Annotated in this window: 17 protein-coding genes and 1 pseudogene; 5 read left to right on the top strand and 13 right to left on the bottom strand. The window is 68.9% G+C overall.

Annotated features, from left to right (window positions below):
* Positions 1-167: 167 nt before the first annotated feature.
* The gene (locus tag A5781_RS22970; protein WP_067212418.1) at positions 168-905 is read left to right on the top strand and encodes a response regulator transcription factor; all 738 of its coding nucleotides are present in this window, start codon (positions 168-170) and stop codon (positions 903-905) included.
* Positions 906-951: 46 nt separating this feature from the next.
* On the opposite strand, the gene A5781_RS22965 is transcribed toward A5781_RS22970, so the two are convergent.
* Positions 952-1887 (bottom strand): lysophospholipid acyltransferase family protein, encoded by a 936-nt coding sequence (locus tag A5781_RS22965; RefSeq protein WP_067212415.1) that lies wholly within the window; start codon positions 1885-1887, stop codon positions 952-954.
* A gap of 103 nt (positions 1888-1990) precedes the next feature.
* The gene (locus A5781_RS22960) at positions 1991-2545 is read right to left on the bottom strand and encodes an MPT63 family protein (protein WP_067212411.1); all 555 of its coding nucleotides are present in this window, start codon (positions 2543-2545) and stop codon (positions 1991-1993) included.
* Positions 2546-3058: 513 nt separating this feature from the next.
* On the opposite strand from A5781_RS22960, the gene A5781_RS22955 reads away from it, so the two are divergent.
* On the top strand, positions 3059-3898 hold the full coding sequence (locus A5781_RS22955) for a glucose 1-dehydrogenase (RefSeq protein ID WP_067212407.1): 840 nt from the start codon (positions 3059-3061) through the stop codon (positions 3896-3898).
* A gap of 30 nt (positions 3899-3928) precedes the next feature.
* Here the strand turns inward: A5781_RS22955 and A5781_RS22950 are convergent, their stop codons facing one another.
* Complete coding sequence (locus A5781_RS22950) at positions 3929-4258, bottom strand: DUF2795 domain-containing protein (RefSeq protein ID WP_067212404.1); 330 nt, start codon at positions 4256-4258, stop codon at positions 3929-3931.
* Between the two features lie 89 nt (positions 4259-4347).
* Complete coding sequence (locus tag A5781_RS22945) at positions 4348-4761, bottom strand: ChaB family protein (protein ID WP_067212401.1); 414 nt, start codon at positions 4759-4761, stop codon at positions 4348-4350.
* 125 nt (positions 4762-4886) lie between these two features.
* Between A5781_RS22945 and A5781_RS22940 the strand changes: the two genes are divergently transcribed.
* A complete protein-coding gene (locus tag A5781_RS22940) occupies positions 4887-5306 on the top strand; it encodes a MarR family winged helix-turn-helix transcriptional regulator (RefSeq protein ID WP_066952628.1) in 420 nt (139 codons plus the stop codon).
* A 61-nt stretch (positions 5307-5367) separates the two neighbouring features.
* On the opposite strand, the gene A5781_RS22935 is transcribed toward A5781_RS22940, so the two are convergent.
* The 3 genes from A5781_RS22935 to rpsB are packed head-to-tail and all read right to left on the bottom strand — an operon-like array spanning position 5368 to position 8460.
* Complete coding sequence (locus tag A5781_RS22935; RefSeq protein ID WP_067212399.1) at positions 5368-6765, bottom strand: amidase; 1398 nt, start codon at positions 6763-6765, stop codon at positions 5368-5370.
* A gap of 32 nt (positions 6766-6797) precedes the next feature.
* Positions 6798-7613, bottom strand: a complete 816-nt coding sequence (gene tsf / locus A5781_RS22930; RefSeq protein WP_067212397.1) for a translation elongation factor Ts — start codon at positions 7611-7613, stop codon at positions 6798-6800.
* Positions 7614-7626: 13 nt separating this feature from the next.
* Positions 7627-8460, bottom strand: a complete 834-nt coding sequence (gene rpsB / locus A5781_RS22925) for a 30S ribosomal protein S2 (protein ID WP_067212517.1) — start codon at positions 8458-8460, stop codon at positions 7627-7629.
* 261 nt (positions 8461-8721) lie between these two features.
* Between rpsB and A5781_RS22920 the strand changes: the two are divergent.
* Positions 8722-9207 (top strand): annotated as a pseudogene (locus A5781_RS22920) (M23 family metallopeptidase); the annotation flags it as partial.
* A gap of 18 nt (positions 9208-9225) precedes the next feature.
* On the opposite strand, the gene A5781_RS22915 reads toward A5781_RS22920, so the two are convergent.
* The 4 genes from A5781_RS22915 to dprA are packed head-to-tail and all read right to left on the bottom strand — an operon-like array spanning position 9226 to position 13421.
* Complete coding sequence (locus tag A5781_RS22915; protein WP_067212392.1) at positions 9226-10131, bottom strand: tyrosine recombinase XerC; 906 nt, start codon at positions 10129-10131, stop codon at positions 9226-9228.
* 33 nt (positions 10132-10164) lie between these two features.
* Entirely contained in the window at positions 10165-11328 is a 1164-nt protein-coding gene (locus tag A5781_RS22910) for an alpha-hydroxy-acid oxidizing protein (RefSeq protein WP_067212383.1), read from the bottom strand.
* 42 nt (positions 11329-11370) lie between these two features.
* Positions 11371-12222, bottom strand: coding sequence for a siderophore-interacting protein (locus A5781_RS22905; RefSeq protein WP_067212381.1), 852 nt, complete (start codon positions 12220-12222; stop codon positions 11371-11373).
* 32 nt (positions 12223-12254) lie between these two features.
* A complete protein-coding gene (gene dprA / locus A5781_RS22900) occupies positions 12255-13421 on the bottom strand; it encodes a DNA-processing protein DprA (RefSeq protein ID WP_067212380.1) in 1167 nt (388 codons plus the stop codon).
* Positions 13422-13534: 113 nt separating this feature from the next.
* Between dprA and A5781_RS22895 the strand changes: the two genes are divergently transcribed.
* Positions 13535-13810, top strand: a complete 276-nt coding sequence (locus A5781_RS22895; protein WP_067212378.1) for a DUF4190 domain-containing protein — start codon at positions 13535-13537, stop codon at positions 13808-13810.
* A gap of 14 nt (positions 13811-13824) precedes the next feature.
* On the opposite strand, the gene A5781_RS22890 is transcribed toward A5781_RS22895, so the two are convergent.
* Together A5781_RS22890 and A5781_RS22885 are read right to left on the bottom strand one after the other, a co-directional pair.
* Positions 13825-15336, bottom strand: coding sequence for a YifB family Mg chelatase-like AAA ATPase (locus A5781_RS22890; protein ID WP_067212373.1), 1512 nt, complete (start codon positions 15334-15336; stop codon positions 13825-13827).
* Complete coding sequence (locus A5781_RS22885; protein ID WP_067212371.1) at positions 15336-15713, bottom strand: YraN family protein; 378 nt, start codon at positions 15711-15713, stop codon at positions 15336-15338. Before A5781_RS22885 ends, A5781_RS22890 begins: the two co-directional genes overlap by 1 nt.
* Positions 15714-15719: the final 6 nt, after the last annotated feature.

The following is a 15719-nucleotide window of genomic DNA, read 5'->3' as shown; positions in this document are numbered from 1 at the left end:
GGGTCAAGACGATCGCGTCCGGTTAGCCAGGCCGACGCGGTCCGCAAGCGTCGCAAGATCATTTGCATACTTTCGCCGCGAGTGGGTAGTCACCGCTGCGCTGGCTGACATCTCCCCCAGGAGAGATGCCTAAGGGCCGGGGGCCAAAGCGGACCCACATTCGGGAGATGTCGTTGGACGTTCTACTGCTGACCGACGCGGACGACTTCGAGCACGCCCTGCCGCCCCTGACTTCGTTCGGGCGAATCATGCGGCGCGCGCCCCTTATAAGTGACGGCCAGGGGCCGGTCGAAGCCGGCGACGTCGCCATCGTCGACGCTCGAGGCAACCTCGCGGCCGCGGCGGCGGCCTGCCGGCGCCTGACAACCGATGCCCCCGCCACCGCCGTGGTGGCGTTGGTGGCGCCGGCCGACGGCGTGACGGAGGACGTGGACTGGAACGTCGACGACGTCATACCGCCGGGGACCGACTTCGACGAGCTGCAGGAGCGGCTGCAGCGGGCGATTGCGCTGCGGCGCAGCATAATCAACGGCAGTTTGCGGTTCGGCGCCCTGCTCTTGCACCCGACCAGCTTCACCGGATCGCTGGAAGGCAAGGACCTTGGTTTGACGCTGACCGAGTTCAAACTGCTGAATTTCCTTGTGCAGCATGCCGGTCGGCCATTCACCCGAACCCGCCTGATGCACGAGGCGTGGGGCTATGACAGCAACGGCCGAGTCCGTTCGGTCGACGTCCACATCCGGCGGCTGCGCGCCAAGCTCGGACCCCGACATCAGTCGATGGTGGACACCGTCCGAGGTGTCGGCTACATGGCTGCGACCCCACCGCATCCGGAATGGATCATCAGCGAGCCGACGCTGACATTGGCGCCGACGGATTCCGCCAGGGACCCGGTCGCGCAGTGACGCGCTGAGCGCGAATCGCCCTGCCCGAGAAGGACTTCGAGATTGGTCAGCCGAAGAGCGGGAAGGCGCGCTTGCGCGCGAGCGCGTCCATGCCGTCCTGGATGGCGTCCTGGATCTCGCGGTACTTGCGGTCGATGTACGCTTCGTCCTCCGCGCGTGCGGGATCGTGGTCGAGCTGCACGGCGGGCATGAACCGGGTCCTGATCTTGGCCGGTAGCGGCAGCTGCGGAAGTGCCGCCGGCGCGATCCCCCACGGCAGCGAGATCGCCAAGGGGAACACTTTGAGGCGCAGCAGGCGGTCCAGCTGCAAGGCCTTCGACAGCTTGTCGCCGCGAATCAGCACGGGCATGGCGTCGGCGCCGCCGACCGTCGCGATCGGCACGACGGGCACGCCGGCCCGAATCGCCATCTTCACGAAGCCTTTTCGGCCCGCCAGGTTGGCCTGGTCGCGCTCGGTCCACGGGCGCAGGGAGTCCACCTCCCCACCGGGCCACAGTGCAACGTCGCGCCCTTCGGCCAGGGCGGTGGCGATCGCGTCCGGGGCGGCCGGAAGCACACCCATCGACCGGAAGTACCGGCCGATCACCGGAATCGCCATCAACGCGTCGTGGGCCGTACCGTGCAGCGGGCGTTCCTGCCCGAAGCGCCGCCACCATTGCAGACCGACGGTCCAGGCATCCCAGACGAAGGGAGCGCCGGAGTGGATTCCCACCAGCAGAACCGGCGGCTCCGGGACGTTCTCCCAGCCGTCGATCTCCATGCGAAACCAGTAGTCCACCAGCACATTCCACAGATACTTCTGCCGCTGCAGGGCGGCCTCTTCCTGGCCGCGGAGGTCCCACCGACCGGCGCGCTCGGCGACCCAGCCGCTCAGTCCCCCGCCCTGACCGCTGCGGCGATCCTCCATCGCCGCCCGCGCCCGCTCGGCGTTCAGTCGCGCTTGTTCGCGTACTTCGGCTGGCCTGTGATCTGGGTTACTCATGGGTACGGTGTACCCGATTCATGCCCACACGACGCAACACCCGGCTGCCAAAAGCACCTCCCCGCGTCGCATGCGCGACGCGGGGAGATATCCGCAAGCGGGATCAGGTGTGAGCCGGGCTGGGCGGCGCACCCGGTGCCGGGCTCGGGCTCGGAGCGCCGGGCGCAGAGCTGCCCTGCACGTTCGACGTCCACATCAGGATGTCTTGCATCCCGTCGTTGTAGGCCACGCCGTTGGGCGGCGCGCCGGTCACGTCGAAGTACAGCGTCCCGGTCGACTCGCTACCCTGCGGGATCGGCGCCGGGTTGAGGCCATTAGGGGCCCCCACCTTGTCGATCACCCGGTAGTTCTGGCCGTTGGGCCCGCGGGCGATGAAGTCCTTGACCATCGGGGTCACGAGCCCGCCGTCCGACCGAGCGGTGACGTCCGCCTGGTAGAGCGTCCCCTTGGGCGTGTAGCCGGGAATCGAGACGTTGCTCGGCTGCAGGTTGCTCACCGTGTAGTTGGTGATCAGCGGCCCGTCCACGAGTTGCTCACTGGTGCCGAAGCCCTGGATGTTGGGCGGCGCGGCAGAAGCCGGCACCGCGGCGAAAATGCCTGCCGCCGCTATCCCCCCGGCAGCGGCAGCTGTCTTCAGCGCGGTCTTGGTGACCTTCATTGCTCATTTCCTTTCGTGTCGAACAATCGCCCCCCAGAAGGGCAATACGCACATAGGCCGCAAATAGCCCCTTGCTGCCCGCTTTAAACATATGCGCCCGTTTATTCGTAATTTTCAGCCGGCTAGCTGGCGAAATGGTGTTGCTTTGCTGGACAGCATCTTTCGCATCAGCTTTTAACATCCGTATCGCTATTCACGTTGAATGACTGTGGCAACGACAACGTCGTCGGGCTCTGGGCGCCCGATTAGCGCGCACGGTGGCGGGTAGTCGGAGCGGGAGAAATCCGACCAGACGACAGGGGCCGTCCATGGAACGCGGAAGCTCTAAGCACAGTCCGCGCGAGGACGAGCTCAAGCACGAATTGGAGGCACGCTGCGCGGTAACCGGCCCGTCGCGCCGAGGAATGGCGCGATCCCGAGCCGCCGGCCGCCGACGACCCCGACGTCCCCACAGCCCGCCCGGTGACATACGAACCGTGAACCGGCATTTTCGACCACGAATCGAGGAATCAGATGGGTTTTGCGCCTCAGCAACAAACCGCCCCCGGTGTGCAGGGCCGGATGAACCCCGTGCCCGACTGCGGCGAAAACACTTACCGGGGCTCGGGAAAGCTCACCGGCAAAAGGGCGATCATCACCGGGGGTGACAGCGGTATCGGGCGCGCGGTCGCTATCGCTTTCGCGCGCGAAGGCGCCGACGTGCTGATCTCCTACCTCAACGAGGACGACGACGCCCGCGACGTCGCGCGGTACGTGGAAGACGCCGGGCGCAAATGCGTACTGGTGTCCGGCGACCTTTCCGATGCTGCGCATTGCCGCGCCGTCGTCGACCGGGCCGTCGAAGAATTCGGCGGCATCGACATCCTGGTCAACAATGCCGCCTACCAGATGATGCACAAGAACCTCGACGAAATCAGCGATGAGGAATGGGATTACACGTTCCGGCTCAATGTCGGCGCATATTTTTATCTCACCAAGGCGGCGGTGCCACACATGAACGCGGGGGCGTCGATCATCGGCAGTTCGTCGGTCAACTCCGACACGCCCAATCCAACGCTGGCGCCCTACGCCGCCACCAAGGCCGCGATCGCCAACTTCTCGGCCAGCCTCGCTCAGTTGCTGGGCGAGAAAGGGATTCGGGTGAACAGCGTCGCGCCCGGCCCCATCTGGACACCGCTGATTCCCTCGACCATGCCCCCGGACAGCGTCGAGTCGTTCGGCGACAACACGCCGCTGGGCCGCGCCGGCCAGCCCGCCGAACTCGCGCCGATCTACGTGCTGTTGGCCTCCGACGACGCGAGTTACATCTCCGGCGCGCGGGTGGCCGTCACCGGAGGCCGGCCAATTCTCTAGCGCCGCATCGTTTTTGCTCTTGCGGACGGTTCAGGAGCCCCGGTTCTCGCCCAGTTCCTCGACGATCGGGCTCGAAGCGGGGATGTCTTTTGCGTTTTCGGCCAGCCCTGGCTTGGTGTGGGAGCGACGAGCCGCGGCCTTGTCGGCGTCCCGGACGTCGCGATCGTCGATGATGGTGACCGACGCGGCGACCTGGGCGGCATTGTTGTAGGTCTCGGGGGGAATGCTTCGCAGGGCGCGGATCGTGTGGTCGTCGCAGCCATTGCGACCGGCGGCGTCGAGCAGATCCTGTTTGTTCGCCGGAAAGTCCACATCGGTGAAGCATTGACGCAGCTGACTGGGAGTAGTGGACGCAACCATGGCTGTCGGGATGCCCGGTGGCCGTGGCGCTAAACGCGGCCCCGGGGTGACGTCTCGGTCACATCGGCGCGCGACCTGGAACGCCTTTCTCAGCGGCCGCGGACCCGGCGGTTGTGCTTCTTGATCGCGTCGACCAACTCCGCCTTGCTCATCGTCGACCGCCCCCGCACGTCGAGCCGGCGGGCCACGTCAAGCAGGTGCTTCTTGCTCGCGTTGGCGTCCACACCCTCGGCGGTCGCGCCGGAGGCACGCGGCCCGCCGCTCTTGGCGCGCTCGTCGGACGGCCCCTTCTCTTCTTTGGGCTCCCAATGATCGCCGATCTTTTCGAAGCTGTGCTTGAGGGCGGAATACGCCACCCGGTGGGCGCGCTCTTCGCTGCCGTATTCGTCGGCGGCCGCGTCATGCGTTTTCGCGAACGTCCGTTGCGCTTTGGCGTTGGAACGCTGCAAAGTGCTCGGCAGTTCGTCCTTCTTCGGCTTGCCGCCTTTCGTCGTCTTGGGCATGAAAACCTCCTGATACGCCCGCGCGGTACGAGTGACATTCCGGTTACCCCACTGACGGGCCGGCAATCACCACTTCGCACCGCGAAGTCGCGTCCAGAGCCCGAAAATATGTCAATATCATTGACATGGTTCAGGCCGAAGACGCCCCGCTTGGTTACCTGCTGTACCGGGTGGCCAGCCTGCTGCGACCGGAGGTTTCCGCGGTGTTGGGCCCGCTCGGCCTGACGCTGCCCGAATTCGTCTGCCTCCGCATGCTTTCCCTGGTTCCGGGGATGTCGAGCGCCGAACTGTCTCGGCAGGCCGGCGTGACACCGCAGGCGATGAACACGGTGCTGCGCAAGCTGGAAGACATTGGCGCCGTGGCTCGGCCGACATCGGTGTCCAGCGGTCGCGCGCTACCGGCCACGCTGACCGGTCAGGGCCGCGCCCTGCTTAAGCGCGCCGAAGGCGCGGTGCGGACCGCCGATGCGCGCATCCTGGCCAAGCTGACCGAAACTCAACAGCGCGACTTCAAGCGGATGCTCGACAAGCTCGGGTCCGACTGACCCGCGGCGATCGCGAGCGCGGCGAAGCCGGGCGAAGCGGGTCGCCGCCTCGGACTACGCGTCAAGCGTTTTGGATCCGGGCCCATGGTCGGGCCTCTTCGAGTTCGTAGGCCAGCTCGAGCAGTAGCGCCTCCTGCCCGATGTTGGTCGAGAACATCATGCCCACCGGCATGCCTTCGTCGGACTGCGCCAACGGAAGTGAGATCGCCGGCTCGCCGGTGACGTTCTGCAGCGGGGTGAACGAGACCCAGTCGATCAGTCGCTCGATGACCTGGTGGTAGTCGGTGGGTGCCAGATAGCCGATGCGGGGCGTCTCGTCGGCGAGCGTCGGGGTCAGCACGACGTCGTAGGTACCGAAGAATTGTGCGGTACGCATGCGGATTCGGCGCAGGCGCATGATCGCCAGCGGCAGCCGATGAATGTTGCGGGCGGTGTGTCGCTCCAGCCCGAGCGTCAGACTGTCCAGCCGGCCGCGGTCGAACGTCTTGCCGAACATGTGCCGCCCGCTGCGCACCTGGGCCAGCGCGAGAAATCCCCAGTAAAGGACGAAATCGTCGACGAAGCTGGCCGGCACCGGGGGCTCGTCGAGGTATTCGACGCGGTGCCCCAGCTCCTCGAGAAGGCCGGCGGACTTCAGCGCCAGCTCGCGCACCTGGGGGCTGCAGTCGCGTTGCACCGAACGGGTCAGCACGGCGATCCGCAGCCGCTGCCTGCCGGGCCCGGCGACGTCGCCGACCGGTGCCAGTTTCGGATTACGCCAAATTCGTTCGGCCTCCCGGTAGAACGCCGCCGTGTCACGCACCGAACGGGTCACCACACCGTTGGCGACGATGCCCACCGGCATCCGGCGCAGGTGGGCGTCCAGCGGTAGCCGCCCACGCGACGGCTTCAGCCCGACAAGCCCGTTGCAGGCGGCAGGGATGCGGATGGAGCCGCCGCCGTCGTTGGCGTGGGCGATCGGCACCACGCCGGCGGCAACGAACGCAGCCGAGCCCGATGAGGATGCGCCGGCGCTGTAGTCGGTGTTCCACGGGTTGCGGACCGGCCCCAGCCGGGGGTGTTCGGCCGACGCGCTGAAACCGAATTCCGACAACTGCGTCTTGCCCACCGGGGCCAGCCCGGTGGCCAGGAACAACCGGGTGAATGCGCCGTCGGAGGTGGCATTCCACGGCGTCCACGCGTCGGTGCCGTGCATCGTCGGCTGGCCGGCGATGTCGACGTTGTCCTTGAGGAACGTCGGGACGCCGTCGAAGAAGCCGTTCGCCGCGGGGGCGGTCCTGGCCTGCTGGAAGGCCGCATAGGCCAGGCCGTTGAGGATCGGATCGACGGCCTCGGTGCGGGCGATGGCGGCCTCGACCACCTCCGCCCTGCTGACCCAGCCGGCCTGTATCGCGTGGGCGAGGCCGACCGCGTCCAGATCACCGAGGGCGTCGTCACCGAACGCATGCACGTGTCGCATGTAACCGACGCTAGCCCGCGCCCGCGCGGGGCTTAGGCCTGGCCCACCTCGAAGCGCACGAACCGCGTCACCGTCACGCCGGCTTCGTCGAGCAGGGCCTTGACCGTCTTCTTGCTGTCGGACACCGAGGGCTGCTCCAGCAGCACGGAGTCCTTGAAGAAGCCGTTCAGCCGGCCTTCGACGATCTTGGGCAGCGCCTGCTCCGGCTTGCCCTCGGCCTTGGCCGTCTCCTCGGCGATGCGGCGCTCGCTGGCCACGACGTCCTCGGGGACGTCGTCGCGCGACAGGAAGCGCGCCTTGAGCGCGGCGATCTGCAGCGCGACCGAGTGCGCGGCCTCGACGTCGGAGCCGCTGTATTCCACCAGCACGCCGACAGCGGGTGGCAGGTCCGCCGCCCGCTTGTGCAGGTAGGCCTCGACGGTGCCGTCGAAGTACGCGACACGGCGCAACTCGAGCTTTTCGCCGATCTTGGCCGACAGGTCGGCGATGGCCTGCTCGACCGTCTTACCGCCCGTAGCGGCAGCCTTGAGCGCCTCGACATCGGTGGCCTTGGATTCGGAAGCCGCCGCGACGATGTCATCGGCGAGCTTCTGGAACTCGGCGTTCTTGGCGACGAAGTCGGTCTCGGAGTTCAGCTCGATCAGCGCGCCACCCTTGGCCGCGACCAGACCTTCGGCCGTGGCGCGCTCGGCGCGCTTACCGACGTCCTTGGCGCCCTTGATGCGCAACGCCTCGACGGCCTTGTCGAAGTCGCCGTCACTCTCGGCCAGCGCGTTCTTGCAGTCGAGCATGCCGGCGCCGGTGAGCTCCCGAAGCTTCTTGACGTCGGCGGCGGTGAAGTTGGCCAATGATCAGCCTTCCTTAGGAGGGTTCAGGGGTCGATTCGGGTGCGCCCGCAGCGACATCGGTGGGGGCGCTGGCAGCAGCGGAGGCCAGCAGTTCCTGCTCCCATTCGGGCAGCGGCTCGGCGGCCTCAACCTCGGGCTTGCCGTCGGTGCGGCCAACGCCGGCGCGGGCCTGCAGGCCCTCGGCAACCGCGGAGGCGATCACCTTGGTCAGCAGCGCTGCCGAGCGGATCGCGTCGTCGTTCCCGGGGATCGGGTAGTCGACCTCGTCGGGGTCGCAGTTGGTGTCCAGGATCGCGATGACCGGGATGCCCAGCTTGCGGGCCTCGCCGACGGCGATGTGCTCTTTGTTCGTGTCGACGACCCAGATCGCCGACGGCACCTTGGCCATGTCGCGGATACCGCCCAGGCTGCGCTCCAGCTTGTTCTTCTCCCGGGTCAGCATCAGGATTTCTTTCTTGGTGCGGCCCTCGAAGCCGCCGGTCTGCTCCATCGCCTCGAGCTCCTTGAGGCGCTGCAGGCGCTTGTGCACCGTGGAGAAGTTGGTCAGCATGCCGCCCAGCCAGCGCTGGTTCACGTAGGGCATGCCGACGCGGGTCGCCTCGGCCGCGACGGATTCCTGTGCCTGCTTCTTGGTGCCGACGAACATCACGCTGCCGCCGTGGGCGACGGTCTCCTTGACGAACTCGTACGCCTTGTCGATGTAGGTCAGCGTCTGCTGTAGGTCGATGATGTAGATGCCGTTGCGGTCGGTGAAGATGAACCGCTTCATCTTGGGATTCCAACGACGGGTCTGGTGCCCGAAGTGAGTGCCGCTGTCCAGCAGCTGTTTCATGGTTACGACGGCCATGCTCGTGCCTAACTTGTGTCGGTTGTCGCCCGGCATCGGGTGAAGCCGGGCCCTGGCGCCTGCTGCGATGCCGGACCCTGTTAAGGGACCGCCCGGCATGCGATGCGAACTCCTTGTGGAACGGGAGACGCGGGGCGGACGCGCGAAGTCAGCCCGCGAACGAGCTGCGACCAGGAGTTTACACCGACTCAGCTGGTGGTTTTGCACAGCACCGACCCGCCCTGAGTGGTGTGGGCGCAGGCGGGGCAATGAACTGAGCCGATGCGACGGGTTTTGCGGCTGATGCTGTGCCTGGCGGTGCTCAGCGCGGTGCCGGCGGTTGCGGACGACGCTCGCCTGGATTGGCCGTTGCGCCCGCCCCCGGCCGTCGCCCGCGGATTCGACGCCCCGTCACCGAACTGGAAACCCGGGCATCGGGGCGTGGATCTGCCCGGGGCTGCAGGTCAGCCGGTGTATGCGGCGGGCACCGCCACCGTGGTGTTCGCCGGGCAGCTGGCGGGGCGGCCGGTGGTTTCGCTGGCCCACCCGGGCGGGCTGCGCACCAGCTACGAGCCGGTCCGGGCGGCTGTTCGGGTGGGCCAGCCGGTAACGGCCCAGACCGTGATCGGCGAGCTGGTGGCCGGCCATCCCGGCTGCCGGCCCGCGGCGTGCCTGCACTGGGGCGCGATGTGGGGTCCGGCGTCGGGCGCCCACTATGTGGATCCGCTGGGTTTGGTGAAGTCGACGCCGATCCGGCTCAAGCCGCTGCAGGGATGAGGGCGGGCGTCATGCCCGCGGGTGGGCCTGATCATGCACCGCCCGCAACCGCGAGACGGCGACATGGGTGTAGAGCTGGGTGGTCGCCAGGCTCGAATGGCCGAGCAGTTCCTGCACGACGCGCAGGTCGGCGCCGCCTTCCAGCAGGTGCGTGGCCGCGCTGTGCCGCAGGCCGTGCGGCCCCATGTCGGGCGCGCCGTCCACCGCCGACACCGTCTCGTGCACGACGGTGCGGGCCTGGCGGACGTCGAGCCGCCGCCCTCGCGCACCCAGCAGCAGCGCCGGCCCCGACTCGGCGGCCACCAGGGCGGGCCGCCCCTCGTCCAGCCAGGCGCGCAGCGCCTCGGCGGCCGGTGTCCCGAACGGCACGGTGCGCTGCTTGTTGCCCTTACCCAATACCCGGATCAGCCGATGCCCGGCGTCCACATCGTCGAGGTCCAGGCCGCACAGTTCGCTCACGCGGATCCCGGTGGCATACAGCATCTCGACGATCAGCCGGTCCCGCAATGCCATCGGATCACCTTGTTGGGCACCGGATTTCGCGGCAGCCATCGCGTCGAGAGCCTGGTCTTGGCGCAGCACCGCCGGCAGGGTGCGGTGCGCCTTGGGCACCTGCAGCCGGACCGCCGGGTCCGCGGCCAGCAGGCCGCGCCGCGCGGCCCAAGCGGTGAACGCCTTGACCGCCGAGGTGCGACGGGCCAGCGTCGTGCGGGCCGCGCCGGCGGCCCCCGAGGCCGACAACCACGAGCGCAAGAGCGGCAGGCTCAATCCGTCCAGCCCGGCGCCGCGGTCGTCGAGAAAGGTCAGCAGCGAGCGCACGTCGCCGAGGTAGGCCCGACGGGTGTGCGCTGACCGGCCGCATTGCAGCGACAGGTATTCGTCGAACTCCTCGAGGATCGATTCGCTGTCCGGCACTCCCCCACGCTCGCAGACATGGGCGGGCGGTTGTCAGTCGACGCGCCGAAGTGTGTCCGGGGTGAGATCTTTGAGCTGGGGATATCCGTCGACGGCCATGATCAGGTCGGCTTCGGCCAGCATCATCCGCAGCACGTGCACGATGCCGTCGACCCCACCGAGCGCCAGGCCGTACGCGTACGGGCGGCCGATGCCCACCGCGGTCGCGCCCAGCGCGAGCGCCTTGATGATGTCGGCACCGCTGCGGACCCCGGAGTCGAACAGCACCGGAAGACCGTCGGCGGCCTCGACCACACCCGGCAGGCAATCAAGCGCGGGCAGGCCGCCGTTGGCCTGCCGGCCACCGTGGTTGGAGCAGTAGATGCCGTCGACGCCGCCGTCCTTGGCGCGCCGGGCGTCGTCGGGATGGCAGATGCCCTTGATGATGAGCGGCAGCTTGGTCAGCGACCGCAGCCAGGGAAGGTCGTCCCACGTCAACGGATTGCCGAACGTCGTGATCCACTGCAGCACAGTGGCTTGCGGGTCCTCCTCGGGCGGCCGCTGCAAGCCGGCGCGAAAGACCGGATCGCTGGTGTAGTTGCTCAGGCACAATCCCCGCAACTGCGGAAAGTTGGCCGTGGTGAGGTCGCGCGGGCGCCAACCGGGAATCCAGGTGTCGAGCGTGACGACGATGCCCTTGTAGCCGGCGGCCTCCGCCCGCTGCACCAGGCTGGCGGCGAGCTCGCGATTCTTCGGCGTGTAGAGCTGGAAAAAGCCGGGGGTGTCGCCGAACTGGGCGGCAACGTCTTCCAACGGGTCGGCGGTCAGGGTGGAAACGACCATCGGGACGCCGGTGGCCGCTGCGGCTTGCGCGGTGGCCAGGTCGCCGTGGCCGTTTTGAGAACAGATGCCGATGACGCCGATCGGGGCCATGAACACCGGCGACGGCAGCGTCAGGCCGAACATCTCCACCGACAGGTCGCGCTCGGCGGCGCCGACGAACATGCGGGCCATCAAGCCCCAGCCGTCGAAGGCCTCGCGATTGGCCCGCTGGGTGCGCTCGTCGCCGGCACCACCGGTGACGTAGGACCACACCGACGGCGACATGGCCCGCTCGGCCCGGGCTTCCAGCGCCGCGAAGGCCATCGGCAGCGCGGGCGCGATCCCGCCCAGGCCCTTGAAGTAGATCTCGTTCTGGTAGTCCCCGAAATGCGCCATGGGAGTAGAGGATGCCAGCCGGCGTTCAAGCCGACGAATCCGCTAGGAGGCCCCGGCCTCCGCCTCGGCCAGTTCTTTCTTCCATTGCCGAAACGTCTCTTCGGTGCGGCCGCGACGCCAGTAACCCGAGATGGACGACGCCCACCTGGCGTCCACGCCGCGCTCCTTGCGGATGTAGGGCCGCAGATTGTGCATGACGCTTTGCGCCTCGCCGTGAATGAAGACGTGTACCTGACCGGGCAGCCACGGCGTGGTGGTGACCGCCTCGATGAGCGGGGCGTGGTCGCCCGCGCGGTCCTCGGGGACCAGATCGGCCCGCCCGCCGCGATAGACCCAATGCACCTCGACGCCTTCCGGCGCGGTCAGCGGAATCTCGTCTTCCTGGCCCGCTACCTCAATGAACGCCTTGCCAACGGCGCTGGGAGGCAACGCCTCCAGCGCCGCGGCGATGGCCGGAAGCGCCGATTCGTCGCCTGCCAGCAGATGCCAATCGGCGGCGGGATCGGGTGTGTAGGCGCCGCCGGGGCCCATCAGGTAGATCCGCTGGCCGGGCTGAGCCGCCGCGGCCCATTGGCCCGCGATCCCGTGCTCGCCGTGCACGACGATGTTCAGCGTGATTTCGCCGGCCGCCGCGTCCACGTGCCGGACGGTCATGGTCCGGACCGACGGCCTCTTCTCGGGGGGCAGGCCGGCGAAGCTGTCCAGGGTCAGCGGCTGGGGCAGGTCCGCGACGTCGACGTCATCGGCGACGAACGCCAACTTGACGTAGGAGTCGGTGAATTTGCTGGGCACGAAGGCGTCGAAGTCCTTGCTGCCCAGCACGACCGCGACCATGTGCGGTGTGAGCTCCTTGGTATCGACAACCTCGAAGCGTTGCAAAGGTCGACCCGCCACTTGTCCTCCTGTCCCCGCCCGACCCCCGTCGACTATACGAGCCGCGTCGTCGATGCAGCTTGACCCGTTGCGGCCCGGAAAAGTCGCCACTTGCCCTCGCGGCGCTGCACCAACCCGGCCAGCTCAAGGATCGCCAGCGGCCCCAACACCCGCTCGGGCGCCAGCCCCGACGCGACCGCGAGTTGCTCGACGGTGGCGGCGCCGCGGCCCGGCAGCGCCTCGTACACCCGGCGCTCGTCGTCGCTGAGCCCGTCGAGCGCCGACGCCGGGCGCGGTTCCTCGGCCGCCAGCTCGCCGATGCGGCCGATCAGCTCGACGACGTGGTCGGCCCGGGTCACCAGTTCGGCGCCGTTGCGCAGCAGCGCATGGCACCCGGCCGACGCGGACGACGTCACGGGCCCGGGCACGGCGGCCACCACCCGGCCCAGCGCCCTCGCCCAGGCGGCAGTGTTCGCGGCGCCGCTGCGCAGGCCGGCTTCCACCACCACCGCGGCCCCCGCGACGGCGGCCACCAGGCGATTGCGGGTCAGGAATCGGTGGCGGGCCGGCCGGACACCGGGCGGGTATTCGGTGAAGAGCAGCCCGTGTTGCCCCACGCGGTGCAGCAACGCCGCGTGGCCACCCGGATACGGAATGTCGAGCCCGCCGGCGAGAACGGCCACGGTGATTCCGTCCGCGTTCAGCACCGCCCGGTGCGCCGCGCCGTCGATGCCGTAGGCGCCACCGGAGACGACCGCGACCTCGCGTTGCGCCAGCCCCGCCGCAAGGTCCTCGGCCACCTGCTCGCCATACGCCGTCGCCGCCCGTGTGCCCACCACGGCGGCGGCGCGGTGCGCGACCTCGTCGAGCCGGGTCGTGCCCTGCGCCCACAACACCATCGGCGCCCCGCCGCGAGCTTTCGCCGGGAGATTCCCGAACGCGGCGAACGCCAGCAGCGGCCACTCGTCGTCGTCGGGGGTGATCAACCGTCCGCCCCGGCGGGCGAGCAGCTCGAGGTCGGCGGCGGCGCAGTCGATTTCGCGCCGCGCTTCGGTGTGCCGCGCCAGGCCGTCGTCCACCAGTCCACGGCGGACCCGGTCGGCCGCCTCCACCGGACCAACACATCGCACCAGGCTGGCGAGCTCGGCGCAGGGCGGCTCGGCCACCCGGGACAGGTATGCCCACGCGCGCAGCACGGGACCGTCGACCGCGGTCAGCATCGCCGGGCTCCGGGGTCCAAGAATTCGCCAAGGATCCGTATAGCCCCGTACGCGAATGTGTTGTCGTCGACCCCCATTCGGCATCGCGCCGCCGGCAAGGAACGGAGCGAACAATGATCGTCTGCCAGCCGACCCAGCTCGCCGCGCCCGCCCGCCCCGTAAACCCGTGGGCGATCGCGGCGTTCGCTTTGAGCCTGGTCAGTTGGTGCGGCTTGCCCATTCCCATCTTGAGCGGCGCCCTCGCGTCCGTGGCGCTGCGCGACATGGAACAGCGCGGCGAGGGCGGCCGCGCGATGGCCCAGTTCGCCAGGGCGTTCGCCGTCCTGGTGACCGTCGCGATTGCGGTCCGGGGCGGGCACAACGACTGGCTGACGAAGGCGTACTGGTGACCCGGGTCCGGCGCTCATCGCCGCGCTCCCGGCTGCCGGAAGCTGAGCGCGGCCGCGACCTCCGCGGGTCCGGGCGATACCCCCCCGGCCAAGTCGGCCAGGCTCCACGCGACCCGCAGGGTGCGGTCCAGGCCGCGGATGCTGAGCAGCCCCCGGTCCAGCGCTTGCTGTAGCGGCGTCATCGCGGCGTTGCCGGGCCGGAACTTGCGGCGCAACAGCACCCCGCTCACTTCGGCGTTGGTACGGAATCCGTGCGGCAGCCACCGCTCGGCCGCGGCCGCGCGGGCCTGCGCCACCCGCTGGCGAACATGTGCCGTCGATTCGGCTTCGGTGCCCGCGAAGGCGCCCGCGCGCACCGCATGCATCTCCACCCGCAGGTCCACCCGGTCGAGCAGCGGCCCGGACAGCTTGCCCAGATAGCGACGCTTGGCCGCCGCCGCGCAAATGCAGTCCTGCGGATCGGCGGGCGCGCACGGGCACAGGTTGGCCGCCAACACCAGCTGGAACCGGGCCGGGTAACAGGCCACCCCATCGCGTCGGGCGAGCCGAATCTCCCCGTCTTCCAATGGCGTTCGCAATGCCTCGAGCGCGCTGACGCTGATTTCGGCGCATTCGTCGAGGAAGAGCACCCCACGGTGCGCGCGGCTGACCGCGCCCGGGCGCGCCATGCCTGAACCGCCGCCGACGAGCGCCGCCACGCTGGAGCTGTGATGTGGCGCAACGAACGGCGGCGTGGTGATCAGCGGCGTGTCCCCCGACAGCAGCCCGGCCACGGAGTGGATTGCGGTGACTTCCAGCGACTCGCTGTCCGACAGCGGCGGTAACAGGCCCGGAAGCCGTTGCGCGAGCATGGTTTTGCCGACGCCCGGCGGGCCGGTGAGCATAAGGTGATGCGACCCGGCGGCGGCGACCTCCACCGCGAAGCGCGCCTGCGTCTGCCCCACCACATCGGAGAGATCCGCCGAGGCCTCGAGTGGGGTGGCCGTCGCGGTGATCCTGTTGACCAGAGCGGCGGACCCGCTGAGCCACTTCTGCAGCTGCCCCAGCGTGCGCACGCCCCAGACGTCGATGCCGTCGACCAGGCTGGCCTCGGCCAGGTTGTCCACCGGGACGACGACGGCCGGCCAGCCGTCGCGTTTGGCGGCCAGCACCGCCGGCAGTACGCCGCGCACCGGCCGGACCCGTCCGTCCAGCGACAGCTCCCCCAGCAGCACCGTCTTCTCCAGGCGGTCCCACGGGTTCTTCCGTTGCGCCGACAGGACGGCAGCGGCCAGGGCGATGTCGTAGACGGAGCCCATCTTGGGCAGCGTCGCCGGGGACAGCGCCAGCGTGAGCCGCGCCATCGGCCAGCTGTTGCCACAATTGGCGACCGCCGCCCTGACCCGGTCACGGGACTCCTGCAGGGCGGCGTCGGGCAGACCCACCAGATGCACGCCCGGCAGTCCGGAGGTGATGTCGGCTTCGATCTCCACGATTTGGCCGTCCACCCCGCGCACGGCGACAGAGAACGCGCGACCCAGCGCCATCAGCCGATCCCTTGCAGATGGGTGATCTCCGGTATGCGCCGGCGACCGATCCGCACCCGGATCACGTCGATCCGTAGCGCCGCCCAGCGCTCGTCCTGGCCGGCCAGCCACAGGCCGGCCAGTCGGCGCAGCCGGCGAACCTTACGCTCGGTGACCGCGTACGCCAGCCCGCCGTAGCCGTCCCCGGTACGGGTTTTCACCTCGACGAACACCACCGTGCGGATGGCCTCGTCGCAGGCGATGACGTCGAGTTCGCCGTAGCGGCAGCGCCAGTTACGCTGCAGGATCGACAATCCCATCCTCTTCAGGTGATCCACGGCGAGCGCCTCACCCATCGCCCCGAGTTGGGCCCGAGTCAAAGTCGTTTCGGTCGTCATGGGAGC

The organism is Mycobacterium sp. 852002-30065_SCH5024008, assembly GCF_001665645.1.
Lineage (GTDB): Bacteria > Actinomycetota > Actinomycetes > Mycobacteriales > Mycobacteriaceae > Mycobacterium > Mycobacterium paraffinicum.
The sequence above is the reverse complement of the archived record's forward strand: the minus strand, read 5'-3'. Positions and strand labels throughout refer to the sequence as shown.